This window comes from Pseudomonas sp. ATCC 43928, from assembly GCF_005938665.2.
Taxonomy (GTDB): Bacteria; Pseudomonadota; Gammaproteobacteria; order Pseudomonadales; family Pseudomonadaceae; genus Aquipseudomonas.
In genome coordinates this window covers 4,419,968-4,433,787 of sequence record NZ_CP041753.1, presented here as the reverse complement: position 1 = coordinate 4,433,787, position 13,820 = coordinate 4,419,968, and the positions used below count along the sequence as shown (strand labels likewise).

The window sequence follows — 13,820 nt, the reverse complement described above, 5'->3', positions numbered from 1 at the left end:
TGTTTGTTGTTATGCCAGCCATCAGTGAGAGTTATTCATGAATCTGTTCCAGCTGCGTGCCTTCGATGCCGTGGCCCGCGAGGGCAGTTTCACCCGTGCCGCAGCGCGCCTGTTCATCAGCCAACCGGCGGTCACCGGGCACATCAAGGCGCTGGAGGAGCACTACCAGATCACCTTGCTGCGCCGCACCGCGCGGCGGGTCGAGTTGACGGAAGAGGGCACCAGGCTCGCGGCGATCACCCGGGCAATGTTCGGCCTGGCCGAAGAAGCGCAGGCGATGCTGGAGGCCAACCGGCAGCTACTCACCGGGCGCCTGGAAGTGGCGGCGGATGGCCCGCACATGGTCATGCCGATGCTCGCCAGCCTGCGTGCGCGTTATCCGGGGATCACCGTGAACCTGCGGTTGGGCAATGCCCAGGAAACCCTCGCGGCGTTGCTGTCGGAGCATGCCGACGTGGCGGTGCTGACCGAAGTGGAGCCGCGCAAAGGGTTGCATCTGCAAGGGTTGAGCGAGTCGAGGATTTGCGCGTTGGTGCCCGCGGGCCATCCGTGGGCGCAGCAGTCGCAAGGGCTGCCGCTCAAGGCGCTGGATCAGGTGATCATGGTGCTGCGCGAGCCGAGTTCGATTACCCGGCGCACGTTCGACGAGGCGTGCGTTCAGGCCGGGGTCAATCCGCGGGTGTTGCTGGAACTGGACAGTCGCGAGGCCGTGACCGAGGCAGTGGCCGCCGAGTTGGGCGTGGGCGTGGTGTCGTCGGTGGAAGTCAGCCACGACCCACGGGTGGCGGCGGTGCCGATCATTGGCGAGGGGCTGGTCAATCGGCACATGATCGGTTGTATGGAACGGCGGCGGGATTTGCGCTTGATACAGGCGTTTTTTGGGTTGGCGCCCGTCGGGTAGACCGCGGCGCGGCTATCGCGGGCAAGCCACGCTCCCACAGGTTTTGCGTCGTACACAAGGTTGGCGGCCAGCATAAATTCCTGTGGGAGCGGCCCGGTAAAATCACGGCATGGGATCCGAGCGGTTGATCAGCCAGTCGAGCAGCAGATGCGCATCGCGGCGTGGTTCGGGAGCGGGCCGGGAAGGCTGGAGGTGGCTCATGCCGGCACACAACACCGGTCGGTCCGGGTCGCTGTCGAGAAAACTGACCAACACTTCGGTGCCGGCCAAGGGCAGCCTGGACGGATCGATCCGACCGTCCGGTGCTGCGAGGGCGACCGGTAGCCAGAGCCCAACGGACTCATCCGCCTCGAACCCCGGTTTCGGCCACAAGCAGACCTGTATTCGGCCTTGCTCGTCGAGCGCTGCCAGCTGCCCGACGGGGCCCAGCACCCGGGCGGTCTGATAGCCCGGGATGCTCGGCCTGACCTGTTTGAGCGCCGGCCTGAATACCGTTGACCAGGGAATGGCGGTGAAGCGATTGCTGTAGCGCCCGGCCATGTCATGGCCGGGCTTGTCCTCGGCGAGAATCGACGGCTGCTGCCCCTGGTGCTGGATGTTGGTGAGCAGCCACTGATCGTTGAAGCTCGAGAGCGGGTGCTGCGCCACTTGTACGATTCGTCCGCTGCGCAGCTCGTTCAGGGTGCTTTGGCCGTGGATCTGCCGGTGCTGGCAACGCAGGCGTTCCAGCGAGCGGCGGCCCAGCTGTTCGCGATGAAGCTGTTCGGGCGCAGGTCTTGCCGTAACCGGGCCCGTTCCGGTGAGCGGGTGGTTGGCCGCGCCGTCGCCGATCACGTGCGCGCCGCGGTTTCTGGCATCCCATTGTGCCGGGGCGGGGTCCGGGTCATGGCGCTGGAACAGTTCGCTGATCGCCGGCAAGAGCGGGTCGTTGAACACGTCGGCATGGAACGGCATCAGCAGCGGTTCCTGCGGGAAACTCAGGCTGTCATCGGCCAGGACCAGCACGTGCCCGTCGTGCTGATGTTCGAAGTGGAAGTGGATGCCTTCTTCTTCACACAGCCGCTGCATGAAGGCCAGATCGCTCTCATCGTACTGAATGCAAAAGGGCCGCAGCGGGTAGTGGCCGCAGGTCAGGTCGAAGCGATAGCTGTGCTCGGGCAGCTGATGCTTTTCCAGCAACTGACGCATGATTGCCGGCACGCTGAGACGATGAAAAACCCGACGCGAGCTGTGCAACTGAAGTCGTTGCAGATGGGGCGCCAGCACCAGTGAGTAGCCGACCCGATACGGGCCGCGATGTTCGCGGCTGACGCTGTGGATCACGCCGTGAATGCCCTGATCAGCCGACAGCCTCAGGAACGCCGGCTGTTGCAGCAACCGATCCAGGTTCATCGCCGGCGTGAGGCCGATCACCTCGATGTCGAATCGATAGGGCTGGTTGAGGCCCTCGCGGCCATTGAACTGCAACACCTGCAAACTCAGACCGCCGTCGAGGAGTGTCAGGGTGTAGGGGCTTTCCTTGTCGTTGTGCATCGAGCGCGCTTCTGCCTTGGAGAACGGGCGCAGAGGGTACGAAACCATAGCCCTGAAGCGTCACCGCAAATCGACTTTTCAGAATCGCCCTACAAACGCTGGTGAAGATGTCGACCCGTCGTGGGCTGAAGATGTTGGAATTTTTTGGTCGATTGGCATCTTTAGGCCGTATAAACTTGCGCTACGCGTCGGCCAATAGATGTCTCGGCGCCACAGATCAAGAGAGTGAGTAATGGGCGCACAGTGGAAGGTTAAACACAAAGAAGCGGCAGCCAACGCCAAGGGCAAGATCTTCGGCAAACTGGTGAAGGAAATCACCATTGCTGCGCGCAACGGTGCCGATACCGCCACCAACGCACACCTGCGTCTGGTGGTCGAACAGGCGAAAAAAGCCTCGATGCCTCGCGAAACCCTGGAACGCGCGATCAAGAAAGGCTCCGGCCAGCTCGGCGAAACCGTGCAATACCATCGCGTGACGTATGAAGGGTTCGCACCGCATCAGGTGCCGCTGATCGTTGAATGCGTGACTGACAACATCAACCGCACCGTCGCTGAAATCCGCGTGGCGTTCCGCAAGGGCCAGTTGGGCGCTTCCGGTTCGGTGGCCTGGGACTTCAACCACGTCGGCATGATCGAGGCGTCCCCGGACAGCCCTGACGCCGATCCGGAAATGGCCGCGATCGAAGCCGGCGCCCAGGATTTCGAGCCGGGCGAAGACGGCGCGACGCTGTTCCTGACCGACCCTGCGGACCTGGATGCGGTACAGAAAGCGCTGCCGGAGCAAGGCTTCACCGTGTTGTCGGCCAAGTTGGGTTATCAACCGAAGAACCCGGTGAGCGGCTTGAGCGACGAGCAGATGGCAGAAGTTGAAGCGTTCCTCGAAGGCCTCGATAACCACGATGACGTGCAGGACATGTTTGTCGGGTTGGCGGGTTAAGCGGTTCTGACCGTTGTGATTTAACCTGTGGTGAGGGAGCTCCCTCGCCACAGGTTCTATATTTGCTGCTAGTTGAACGCGGCCATCTCCCGCACCACCTCACTGAACCCCGGCCGCGCCAACACATCCGGCTGACAGCAGCGCTGCTGTAAATCCTCTAACGCGACCCGCTGTTCAGCGCTCAACCCTGAGTCGATCCGCTCCAGCAATTCTCCCAGCAAAATCCCGAACGCCCGTACCTCGATCCGTTGCAGCGCGCGGCTTTCAAGGCTGTCCGAGGTGGCATGGAAAGATGCCGCACCAAAATCCCCCAACAGACAATCGCCATGCTCGTTCCACAGAATGTTGTGGCCATAGAGGTCGCCGTGGGTGATGCCTTGACGGTGCAGGTGTTCGGCCACCGAGGCGATGCCACTGGCGATGCGCATTGCCACGCCGGCGCTGAACCGGGTGTCGTCGGCATAGATGTCGCGGGAGCAGGACGCCAGGCTCGGCAGGCTGGCCAGGTTGCGGTAGCTCGGATCGATCAGTTGCATCACCAGCCCGGCTTGCGCCTGTGGGTGCCCGACGATCCGCCCTTCGACCCGGATCAGGTTAGGGTGGATGCCGGCGGTGATGCAGGCGTTCATTTCGTGCAACGGCGAGCCGTCGCTGGTCATCTCGCCTTTGTAGAGTTTTACCGCGACCTGTTTTGTCTGCTCCCACAGCGCCTGATGAATGACCCCCGACGCGCCTTCGCCGAGTTTCTGCTCCAGGCTCAGCTCGGACCAGGGAATGCTCGTCGTGGCTTCAAGTGCGGCCGCATCGGCTTCGGTTTCCAATGGGTTACCGGCGTACGCCAGCCAGGTCAGGCCCGGCAGGGTCAGCAGCCATTCGGGAAGCTCGGTGAGCTGATTGGCGGCAATGCGGATCAGTTCAAGTCGATGACAGTGGCTCAGGCTCTCGGGCAAACGCTGTAAGCGGTTACCGGCGAGCATGAGTTTTTGCAGGTACGGGCGCTCGCCCAGTTCGGTTGGCAGATCCGTGATGCGGTTGTCGGTCAGGATCAGCCAGCGCAACAGCGGCGGCAGGGCGGCGGCCGGCACGTGTTCGATGGCGTTGGCCTTGAAACCGATCATTGTCAGCGCCGTACACTGGCCGAGGCAGGCGGGCAGTTCGGTGAACTGATTGTCCGAGCAGAACAGCACGCGCAAACGGGTCAGGCGGTGCAGATCGTCCGGCAGGCTGCGCAAGGCGTTGCCGCTGAGGTTGAGCACTTCCAGCGAGTCCGCCAGGTCGAAGATTTCCCGGGGGAATTCGGTCAGGCCACAGACCAGGTCCAGGCGGGTGATACCCGACAGTTGGCCGGCGCGCAGTTGTGCGAGGGTGTGCATAGGCAGGTTCGCTATTGATCTGAAGGAAGGCGCTGGGGCCTGGAAATGGGCGACATGATAGCGGGAAAGTGGTGGTGGCTGTCAGGCGAGTTCCCTGACTTCCAGTAACTGCCCCAGCCGGCTGCGCGTGCGCGCCAGGTCGATGGCATCGCCATCCAGGCATTCGCGCAATGACTGGTGGCCGAGCAGAATCAGGTGTTTGTCCTGGTCGTACAAGACGTCGATCAGGTTGATGAAGCGTTGCTGGGCGGCGATTGAACAGCCGGCGAGGCTGGGCAGTTTGTCGATGATCCAGCGGTCGAAGCGACGGCACAGTTCCAGGTAGTCCATGACGGCGGTGGGGTGTTCGCACAAGTCGGCGAAGGTGAAGCCAATGGTTCGCCCTTCGCAGTATCGGGCTTGAAGGTGTCGTGTCCCGACGGGCAGCCGAATGGGCGGTGCGTCGTGTTCGAGCAGGTGCAGCGCCTGACGCTGGCTCACCGTGGCCGGCCAGACGTACTGGCCCTGGGTAAACAGCTGCTGCGCACGGGGTCGCGCCTGACTGCGGTAATCATGGGGGCCGCCGACTTCCATCACCTGCATGCGCGTGTTGATCAGGTCGATCACCGGTTTGAAACGGGCATGGTAAAGCGGGTTGGGCAGTAAACCTTCCGGCGGGTAGTTTGAGGTCACCAGCAGCAGAATCCCCCGGCGAAACAGCGCCTTGAACAACCGCGTGATGAGCATCGCATCGCCGATGTCATGCACGTGGAATTCATCGAAACACAGCACCCGGCAGTCTTGCAGCAGTTCGTCGAGGGTGGTTGCCAGCGCATCGGGCTGATCGCGATGGCTGAACATGCCCTGGTGCAACTGCGCAAAAAACTCATGGAAGTGCAGGCGCTGTTTTGCCGTGGCGGGGATGGCCTGGAAAAAACCGTCGAGCAGCCAGCTCTTGCCGCGCCCGACCGCACCATGGAGGTAAAGTCCGGGGAGTGGCGCCGATGACCCCGGCAGCGCCGACGCGCGCTGCGCCATGCAGTCGATCACGCGCAACTGGCTGTGGCTGAGGGTGTAGCCCTGAACATGGGCCTTGTGGCGGAAGTAGTCGTGGATCACCCGGCCTTGCGCGCTGCCACTGGATGGCGCCGCGAATGCCTTGCCGAAAAAACGGCGTAGCGCGGACCAGCGTGGTGTGAGTTGCGGACGGTTGGGCGGTCGTACGGCCAATGTGATGTCACCCCGTAATCTTCAGGCCGGCTCCCCCTGAGCCGCAGCGGCGTAGTTTAACCAAGTGGGTAATTTCCCTTCCACTGCTGCCGACCAAGCTTTTGTGTCGAGAAGGCTTTTGTGGCGAGGGAGCTTGCTCCCGTTGGGCTGCGAAGCGGCCCCAAAAAAGGAACTGCTGCGCAGTTCAACGGGAGCAAGCTCCCTCGCCACAGGCAAGCTCCCGTGCCACAAAAGCCCTCTCACCTGATCTTCGAGGTTAGCGCTCGATACTGCGATTCCACCGGTCATTCCACGTCGGACGCTGTTCGTTGACCTGATCCCAATCGATGGCAATCGCCGTTTCCAGATAGTGTTTCATTGCCTCGACCTGACCGCGGGTCTTGTCGGTGGTTGGCGTATTCGGGTTCGACGGAATCTGATCGCCGTCTTCAAGCGCCGCAGCCTGTGCGGCAGGCGTCAGCAAGAAGGCCGCGAGTTTCTGCGCCAGTTCTGGCTGGGTGTTGTTGGCGATGGCGCATTCGGCCACGTTGAGCACCACCGAGCCTTCCTTCGGCTGCGCATATTCCACCGGCATACCCTTGAGTTTCAGTGCGGTGACCTGGGTCGGGGTCAGCGGGAACAGCGCCGCTTCATCGGTCTGGAGCATTTCGGAGATTTTCGCCGAGCTCGGAATGTACTCCAGCACGTTGCGCCCGACGGTGTTCGGCCAGGCCTTGAACCCCGGTTCGACGTTAGTCTCGCTGCCGCCCTGAATCCGGTTGAACATCAGGAAACCGTGCAGGCCGAAGGTCGAGGAGGCCATCGACTGGAACACCAGTTTGTCCTTGAAGCGCGGATCGGCCATGTCCATCCAGGAGGTCGGCGCGTTCCAGCCCTTTTCCTTGAACAGCCGCGTGTTGTACGCCAACCCGGTAACGCCGAGGCTGACCGCCACCGCTTGATCCTTGATGCGGCCCTTGGGCGGAATCTGCGCCAGGGTCGGGCTGTCTTCGAGTTTGTCGCACAGGCCCATGGCAATGGCGCGGTACATGATGCCGTCGTCGAGGAACATCACGTGCAATTGCGGGTTGCCTTTGCTGGCCTGGACCTTGGCCAGAATATCGGCCGAGGTCCCCGGCACAATCACCACTTTGACGTTATTGGCCTTCTCGAAAGCCGGCAGCACCTTGTCGGCGTAGAGCCGCTCCATGGTCCCGCCGTTCATGCCCAGGTAAAGCGTCGGTTCGGCGTGGGCCTGAGTGACCGTGAGCAGGGCGCTCATGCAGGACAAACCGAGCAGTGCAGTGCGTTTGAGATTATTCATTGGCGCGACCTTCCTCTATCAAGCTACGGAGATGGAGTGAAACCGGGTGATGGAAAACGCATCCAGCGGCGTCTTTGACGCGCCGCTACAGATGATCTCGGTGAGCGCCTGGCCCACCGCAGGCCCGATCTGAAAGCCCGCGCCGGCAAAGCCGAATGCGTGCAACAGACCGGGTTGCATGCTGCTGTGACCGATCACCGGTTGACGATCGGGCAGATAACCTTCGGTGCCGCTCCAGGTACGAATCGCCTGGGCGCCTTCAAGAAACGGGTAGAGCTCGACGGCCTGACGCAGGATCTCGATCACCGCGCTCTGGCCAGGTCGGGCGCGGGCACCATCAAGGGCAAAGCCCTGGCCGCCGCCCAACACACAATTGCCCCGCGCGACCTGACGGGCATAGATGCCGCCGCCTTCGACGCCGGTGCTGGCATTCATCACCAGCGGCAACGGCTCGGTGACCAGCATCGCCGGGTGCCCGGCATGCATCGGCACCGCTTCACCGAATTGCGCTGCAAGGTTGCCGGCCCAGGCGCCGGCGCAGTTCAGCAGCCAGGGTGCGCGCAGTTCGAGGCCGGATTGAGTGCTGACGCGAAAGCGCTGACCATTGTGTTCCACCGCCGTGACTGCGCATTGCTCATGCACCTGCGCGCCATGCCGACGTGCCGCTTGGGCAAACGCCGGAGACACCAGGCGCGGGTTGGCGTGGCCATCGTCCGGGCACAGCGAAGCACCGACCGCGACGTCTCCGACCCACGGAAAACGTGCGCGCAACTCATCGCGATCAAACAGCTGCAAATCAAGGCCGAACCCCTGGCTGCTGGCGGCGTAATCCTGCAACGCTCGTAAATCGTTGAGACTGCGGGCGAGTTTCAAGTGACCGCTGCGCTGGTACTCACCGTCGATGCCGATCAATTGCGGCAGCTGTCCCCAGATTTCGTGGGCCCGTTGCGACAACGGCAATTGCGACAGCGGCCGGCCCTGACGACGCACGCCGCCATAGTTCACGCCGCTGGAATGCGAACCACAAAAATCCCGTTCCAGCAGCGCCACGCGTCGGCCAGCCTTGCTCAGAAACAGGGCGGCGGAGGCCCCGACAATGCCGCCGCCAATGATGACTGCCTCGACTTCGATCATGGCTCGACCTCCAGACCGAACGGCAAGGGTTTGATCGGTGCCTGAGCCCGCAACCGACCGATGTCGGCTACTGAACGCTGACTTTCGCAGGCAATGATTTCCGCGGCGGCGGCCCCGCACATCCGGCCCTGACAGCGACCCATGCCGATCCGGCAGTGGGCCTTGACCCGGTTGATCTCCCAATGACCTTCGCGCACCACCTGGCGGATGTCGCCGGCGCGTACTTCTTCGCAGCGACAGATCATCAGGTCATCCGCAGCGTCGGTGGCCCAGCTTTCGGGGAAGGCAAAGGCACGCTCAAGGCCCTGGCGGAATCTGCCGATTGCTTTCAGCGACTGTTCCAGCTGGGTGGCACGTTGCGGCGGGAGCAGGTAACCGCTGTCTTCGAGCAGCGCCAGGGCTGCCCGTTCGCCAGCCATTTCCGCCGCGTCGGCGCCCATGATGCCGGCGCCGTCACCCGCCAGGTACACCTCGGCGACACTGCTGCGCCCGGCGCTATCGCGCTGTGGCAGCCAGGCGCGGTTGAGCGGGTTCCAGGTGAATTCGCAGCCCAGCAGGTCGGCGAGTTGGGTTTCGCTGCGCAGACCATGGGCGAAGGCGACGGCGTCGCAGTCGATTCGATGTTGGCCTTTTGCGTTGCGCCAGATCAGCGATTGCACACGCTGTTGGCCATCGATGCCTGACAGGCTGGCGCCCTGATGCACCGGGATGCCGTGGGCGGTCAGCCAGGTGCGGTAATAGAGGCCTTTGGCGAGGGTAGCCGGTTGTGACAACAGACCGGGCAGGGCGCGGGCCTGAGCGCTGAACGGCGAACTGTCGAGCACCGCGACCACGTTGGCACCGGCCTTGGCGTATTGATACGCCACCAGGTACAGCAACGGTCCGCTGCCGGCGAATACCACGCGTTCACCAATGGCGCAGCCCTGAAACTTCAAGGCGATCTGCGCCGCGCCGAGGCTGTACACCCCCGGCAACGTCCAGCCCGGCACCGGCAGAATCCGGTCGGTGGCACCCGTGGCGACAATCACCCGGGAGAACGCCACGCGTATGGCGCGGCCATCGTGCAAGGTGTCGAGTGCGTTGGCCTCGGCGTTCCATACCAGCGTGTCGGGGCGGTAATCGAGTTGTTCACGCAGTGCGTCGATGGTTTGATGCAGCGCGTTGGCCTTGGGGGCTTCGAAGCCATACAACTTGACGGGCGAGCGCTTGAAGTTCGCCGGTTGCCGCCGATAAATCTGCCCGCCACCGCGTGCGGCTTCGTCCAGCAGAACCGGGCGCACGCCATGCGCCACCAGCGTCTGCGCCGCACGAATCCCGGCGGGGCCGGCGCCGATGATCACCACCGCGTTCATACCGAGCGCCCCGGTTCGCGGCTGACCTGCTGGCCGGCTTCAAGCTGCGTCGAGCAGGCCCGCACCCGGCGGCCATCGCCCAGGCGTACCCAGCAGTCCTGGCAGGCGCCCATCAGGCAGAAGCCGGCGCGGGGTTCGGCGCTGAAGTCGCTGCCGCGCAGGTGTTCGCTGCAGGTCAGCACGGCGGTCAGCAGGGTGTCGCCGAGCAGGCCACTGGCAGGCACGCCGTCGAGGGTAAAGTCCAGGGCCGGGCGGTCGCCTTCGGCCAGTCGTTTCAGCAGAGCCATGGCGCCCTCATTGTTTACCCACCAGAACCCGATCCAGGCCGTAGACCCGATCGAGCAGAATCATCGTCAGCGCGGTCAGCGCGATCACCAGGGCCGACACCGCCGCCATCATCGGATCGATGGATTCGGTGGCGTACACGTACATGCGCACCGGCAAGGTTTGCGTGGCCGGCGAGGTGACGAAGATCGACAACGTGACCTCGTCAAAACTGTTGATGAACGCCAGCAGCCAGCCACCGGCGACCCCCGGCAGAATCATCGGCAAGGTGATTTGCCGGAACAGCGTGAAGCGTCCGGCACCCAAGGATTGCGCGGCGTGTTCGGCGCTGCGGTCCAGGCCGATGGCCGACGCCAATACCAGCCGCAACACATACGGTGTGATCACCAGCACATGGGCGAAGATCAGCCAGGCGAAGCTGCCGTTGACGCCCATCAGCGCAAACAGGCGCAGCAACGCCACCCCCAGCACCAGGTGCGGAATGATGATCGGCGACAGGAACAGGGCGTTGAAAAAGTCCCGTCCGGGGAACTCGAAGCGGGTGATCGCCAGCGCCGCCGGCACCGCAATCAGCGTCGCCAGACTGGCCGCGCTGAAGGCCAGGATCAGGCTGTTGTAGAACGCATCGACAAAGTCCGCACGTTCGAACACGGCGCGGAACCAGCGCAGGGAGAAATCCGTGGTCGGCAGGCTCAGGGTGTTTTCCGGGGTGAAGGCGACGAGGCACACCACCACCAGCGGCGCGAGCATGAACAGCACCACCAGGGCATGGAACAGCAGGGCGAAAGGACCGTTTCTGGACATGACGAATTATCCCAATGACTTCTTGTAGCGGCCTTCGATCATCCGGTTCCACGACAGCATGATCAGCAGGTTGAGCAACAGCAGGGCCACGGCAATCGCGGCGCCCATTGGCCAGTTCAGCTCCGACAGGTACTGGTCGTAGATCAGCGTGGCGACCATCTTCAGCCGGCGTCCGCCGAGCAGGCCGGGAATGGCGAAGGAACTGGCCGCGAGGCCGAACACGATCAAGGTGCCGGAGAGCACGCCGGGCATGACCTGCGGCAACACCACTTTGCGTATCACCGTGAAGTGGCTGGCGCCCAGTGACAGCGCAGCCTGCTCGGCGGCCGGGTCGAGTTTTTGCAGCGAGGTCCAGACCGGAATGATCATGAACGGCAGCATCACGTGGACCAGCGCGATCACCACTGCGAACGGCGTGTAGAGCAGCTTCATCGGCGAGCCACCGAAGGCTTGCAAGGTCTGGTTGACCAGCCCGTCGGCGCCCAGCAACAGGCTCCAGCCGAACGCCCGCACCACCACCGAAATCAGCAGCGGCGTGAGGATCAGAATCAGGAAAATCGAACGCCACGGTGCGCCCATGCGACTGAGGATGTAGGCCTCGGGCACGCCGATCAGCACGCAGAGCAGGGTGGTCAGGGCGCTGATCCACATCGTGCGCAGAAAGATCTCGTAGAAGTACGGATCGCCCAGCAGGCTGCTGTAATGGGCGAAGGTGTAGGCGTCGCTGTTGATCCCCGCGCTGTAGTCGAAGACGTTCAACGACAACACCAGCGTCAGCAGCAGCGGGATCGCCAGCAGGCCGACGTACAACGCCAGGGCCGGCGCCGACAACACATACCCTTGGCGTCCTTGACGGATGGCGGCGAGCGTATTCATGCCGACACCTCGTCGACACTCAGCACCCGCAGCAGTGCCGCGTCCCAGTCGAGACCGACCGCCGTGCCTTCGGCCAGTGGCGCCGAGCCGTCGTTACGACGCACCACGCAGAGTTCGCCCAGGGTTGTCGTTACGCCGTACAACCATTGGCTGCCGAGGAAGAAGCGGCTGGCGATCTTGCCTTGCAGACGACCATGGCCTTTTTCCCGCAGATCAATTTTCTCCGGGCGCAGGCTTAACGTCAGTTCGCCGCTGCCGGTGTTGCACACCTGAACCACACCGGCGCCATCTCGCTCACCGGGCAGCAGATTGGCTTTGCCGACGAACCCGGAAATGAACTCGGTGCGCGGGTGTTCGTAGAGGGTGTAAGGGGAGTCGATCTGGGTGATGCGCCCGGCCTGCATCACCACCACCCGATCGCTGATCGACAGCGCTTCGGACTGGTCGTGGGTGACCATCAGCGTGGTGATCCCGACTTCGCGCTGGATGCGGCGGATTTCGAACTGCATCTCTTCGCGCAAATTGGCGTCGAGGTTGGACAGCGGTTCGTCGAGCAGCAACACCGGCGGCTCGATCACCAACGCCCGGGCCAGTGCAACACGCTGGCGCTGGCCGCCGGAAAGCTCTCGCGGGTAACGCTCGGCGTGCTGGTGCAGGCGAACCAGTTTCAGCACTCGGTCCACCCGTTGCTGCAACTCACCGTTGGGCACTTTGCGCATGCGCAGGCCGAAGGCGACGTTGTCTTGCACGGTCATGTGCGGGAACAGCGCGTAACTCTGGAATACCACGCCCAGGCCACGGCTGGCGGGTTTGGCGTGGGTGATGTCGCGACCGTCCAGCACAATGCGTCCGCTGCTGACTTCGACGAAGCCGGCGATCATTTGCAGGGTGGTGGTTTTGCCGCAGCCGGAGGGGCCGAGCAGTGAGACGAACTCGCCTTTTTCCACCGACAGGTTGGTGGCGACGACTGCGTCGATCTCGCCATATCGTTTGCCGAGGTTTTCAAGCTGCACAAAGGCCATGACTGCGCTCCACCTGAGATTGTTATGCGTCGCCAACGGCGCGCTTTTTTGTATGGGCAGATACGAAAAGATATTGCGGGGGGTGTTGGCGCTCGACGTGTGTCGGCTGCCGTTGTTGTTCGAATCGCCCCTGTATGGACGCAGAGTAGGACGAAGAATAGGATGGGCTCAATAACCTATTTCACTGAAGCGATGACTATTTTCAGTTTTATTCAGTGAGTAAATTTATTGATGAGAAATCAAATGTCAGATTCCACTGATCGGAATGAAAACAAAAATGAAGTCGGTGTCGGTGCGGTCTCAAGACTGTTTGCGGTGCTGCGCAGCCTGGGTGACACCGTCGAGGGCGGCGAACGCGTGACGCAACTGGCGCAGCGCATCGGCTTGTCGCAACCGACTACCCACCGCTTGCTGCGCAGCTTGATGGACGAGGGCATGGTCGAGCAGGACGCCCGCAGCAAACGCTATCGCCTGAGCCTGGAGTTTTTTGCCTTGGCGGCCCGCGCCGGCAATACCAACAACCTGCGAGAACTGGCGCGGCCGGCATTGCTGCGGTTATCGGCATCGCTGGGCGATTCGCTGTTTTTGCTGGCGCGCAGTGGCTTTGATGCGATCTGTCTGGACCGCAGTGAAGGGCCGTTTCCGATCCGCACATTTACCGGTGACATCGGCGGGCGGGTGGCGCTCGGCGTGGGTCAGGGCAGCCTGGCGATTCTGGCATTCCTGCCGCAAGAGGAACGCGACACGGTGATTCACTACAACTTGCCGCGGCTCAAGGATTTTCACCTGTATGACGAAGTGTTCCTGCGCTCGGAAGTCGAGAATGTGCGCGCGCTCGGGTACGCCGGGCGCAACACCGGCGTGTTGCAGGGCATGGCCGGCGTGGCCGTGCCGATCCTCGATCGCGACGGCCGGGCAGTGGCGGCGTTGAGCGTGGCCACGATCAGTGATCGCCTGGGGCCGGATCGTTTGCCGACCGTGGTGGAAATGCTCAAGCGCGAAGCGGCGTTGATCGGGCCGCGGATCAACCCGTTCGACCCGCTGTTGCGCAGGCCTTCGCAGGTGTTTGGGCAGGGGTGACCACAACCCGG

General features: G+C 63.0%; 13 protein-coding genes. 3 read left to right on the top strand and 10 right to left on the bottom strand.

Features of this window, described 5'->3' with window-relative positions; translation table 11 throughout:
• Positions 1-37 precede the first annotated feature (37 nt).
• Entirely contained in the window at positions 38-901 is an 864-nt protein-coding gene (locus FFH90_RS20275; protein WP_138867936.1) for a LysR substrate-binding domain-containing protein, read from the top strand.
• Positions 902-1,003: 102 nt separating this feature from the next.
• Here FFH90_RS20275 and FFH90_RS20270 read toward each other — a convergent pair whose 3' ends face one another.
• On the bottom strand, positions 1,004-2,434 hold the full coding sequence (locus FFH90_RS20270; RefSeq protein WP_138867992.1) for a type VI secretion system Vgr family protein: 1,431 nt from the start codon (positions 2,432-2,434) through the stop codon (positions 1,004-1,006).
• A gap of 232 nt (positions 2,435-2,666) precedes the next feature.
• Here FFH90_RS20270 and FFH90_RS20265 point away from each other — a divergent pair, with 232 nt between their 5' ends.
• Positions 2,667-3,371, top strand: a complete 705-nt coding sequence (locus tag FFH90_RS20265; protein ID WP_007940960.1) for a YebC/PmpR family DNA-binding transcriptional regulator — start codon at positions 2,667-2,669, stop codon at positions 3,369-3,371.
• A gap of 68 nt (positions 3,372-3,439) precedes the next feature.
• Here the strand turns inward: FFH90_RS20265 and FFH90_RS20260 are convergent, their stop codons facing one another.
• The 9 genes from FFH90_RS20260 to FFH90_RS20215 form a co-directional block, all read right to left on the bottom strand.
• Positions 3,440-4,744 carry a leucine-rich repeat-containing protein kinase family protein gene (locus FFH90_RS20260; RefSeq protein WP_138867935.1) on the bottom strand — a complete coding sequence of 435 codons (1,305 nt, stop codon included), beginning with the start codon at positions 4,742-4,744 and terminating at the stop codon, positions 3,440-3,442.
• 81 nt (positions 4,745-4,825) lie between these two features.
• Positions 4,826-5,953: a cell division protein ZapE gene (zapE, locus tag FFH90_RS20255; RefSeq protein ID WP_064618881.1), complete on the bottom strand. Its 1,128-nt coding sequence runs from the start codon at positions 5,951-5,953 to the stop codon at positions 4,826-4,828.
• Between the two features lie 256 nt (positions 5,954-6,209).
• Positions 6,210-7,256 carry an ABC transporter substrate-binding protein gene (locus FFH90_RS20245; RefSeq protein ID WP_018925438.1) on the bottom strand — a complete coding sequence of 349 codons (1,047 nt, stop codon included), beginning with the start codon at positions 7,254-7,256 and terminating at the stop codon, positions 6,210-6,212.
• An 18-nt stretch (positions 7,257-7,274) separates the two neighbouring features.
• Positions 7,275-8,390 (bottom strand): FAD-binding oxidoreductase, encoded by a 1,116-nt coding sequence (locus FFH90_RS20240; protein ID WP_138867934.1) that lies wholly within the window; start codon positions 8,388-8,390, stop codon positions 7,275-7,277.
• Entirely contained in the window at positions 8,387-9,742 is a 1,356-nt protein-coding gene (locus FFH90_RS20235; RefSeq protein ID WP_138867933.1) for an NAD(P)/FAD-dependent oxidoreductase, read from the bottom strand. Before FFH90_RS20235 ends, FFH90_RS20240 begins: the two co-directional genes overlap by 4 nt.
• Positions 9,739-10,029 carry a (2Fe-2S)-binding protein gene (locus FFH90_RS20230; protein ID WP_018925441.1) on the bottom strand — a complete coding sequence of 97 codons (291 nt, stop codon included), beginning with the start codon at positions 10,027-10,029 and terminating at the stop codon, positions 9,739-9,741. The genes FFH90_RS20235 and FFH90_RS20230 overlap by 4 nt, the downstream gene beginning before the upstream one ends.
• 7 nt (positions 10,030-10,036) lie before the next feature.
• Entirely contained in the window at positions 10,037-10,831 is a 795-nt protein-coding gene (locus FFH90_RS20225) for an ABC transporter permease (protein WP_019580025.1), read from the bottom strand.
• A 6-nt stretch (positions 10,832-10,837) separates the two neighbouring features.
• A complete protein-coding gene (locus FFH90_RS20220; RefSeq protein ID WP_019648426.1) occupies positions 10,838-11,707 on the bottom strand; it encodes an ABC transporter permease in 870 nt (289 codons plus the stop codon).
• Entirely contained in the window at positions 11,704-12,729 is a 1,026-nt protein-coding gene (locus tag FFH90_RS20215) for an ABC transporter ATP-binding protein (protein ID WP_138867932.1), read from the bottom strand. Before FFH90_RS20215 ends, FFH90_RS20220 begins: the two co-directional genes overlap by 4 nt.
• A 243-nt stretch (positions 12,730-12,972) precedes the next feature.
• Between FFH90_RS20215 and FFH90_RS20210 the strand changes: the two genes are divergently transcribed.
• Positions 12,973-13,809, top strand: coding sequence for an IclR family transcriptional regulator (locus tag FFH90_RS20210; protein WP_018925445.1), 837 nt, complete (start codon positions 12,973-12,975; stop codon positions 13,807-13,809).
• The last annotated feature ends 11 nt before the right edge of the window (positions 13,810-13,820 follow it).

Excerpts from the sequence above, each read along its gene's own strand:
- FFH90_RS20275 (WP_138867936.1), top strand. The coding sequence starts at position 38 with ATGAATCTGTTCCAGCTGCGTGCCTTCGATGCCGTGGCCCGCGAGGGC.
- FFH90_RS20270 (WP_138867992.1), bottom strand. The coding sequence starts at position 2,434 with ATGCACAACGACAAGGAAAGCCCCTACACCCTGACACTCCTCGACGGC.
- FFH90_RS20265 (WP_007940960.1), top strand. The coding sequence starts at position 2,667 with ATGGGCGCACAGTGGAAGGTTAAACACAAAGAAGCGGCAGCCAACGCC.
- FFH90_RS20260 (WP_138867935.1), bottom strand. The coding sequence starts at position 4,744 with ATGCACACCCTCGCACAACTGCGCGCCGGCCAACTGTCGGGTATCACC.
- FFH90_RS20245 (WP_018925438.1), bottom strand. The coding sequence starts at position 7,256 with ATGAATAATCTCAAACGCACTGCACTGCTCGGTTTGTCCTGCATGAGC.
- FFH90_RS20240 (WP_138867934.1), bottom strand. The coding sequence starts at position 8,390 with ATGATCGAAGTCGAGGCAGTCATCATTGGCGGCGGCATTGTCGGGGCC.
- FFH90_RS20235 (WP_138867933.1), bottom strand. The coding sequence starts at position 9,742 with ATGAACGCGGTGGTGATCATCGGCGCCGGCCCCGCCGGGATTCGTGCG.
- FFH90_RS20230 (WP_018925441.1), bottom strand. The coding sequence starts at position 10,029 with ATGGCTCTGCTGAAACGACTGGCCGAAGGCGACCGCCCGGCCCTGGAC.
- FFH90_RS20225 (WP_019580025.1), bottom strand. The coding sequence starts at position 10,831 with ATGTCCAGAAACGGTCCTTTCGCCCTGCTGTTCCATGCCCTGGTGGTG.
- FFH90_RS20220 (WP_019648426.1), bottom strand. The coding sequence starts at position 11,707 with ATGAATACGCTCGCCGCCATCCGTCAAGGACGCCAAGGGTATGTGTTG.
- FFH90_RS20215 (WP_138867932.1), bottom strand. The coding sequence starts at position 12,729 with ATGGCCTTTGTGCAGCTTGAAAACCTCGGCAAACGATATGGCGAGATC.
- FFH90_RS20210 (WP_018925445.1), top strand. The coding sequence starts at position 12,973 with ATGTCAGATTCCACTGATCGGAATGAAAACAAAAATGAAGTCGGTGTC.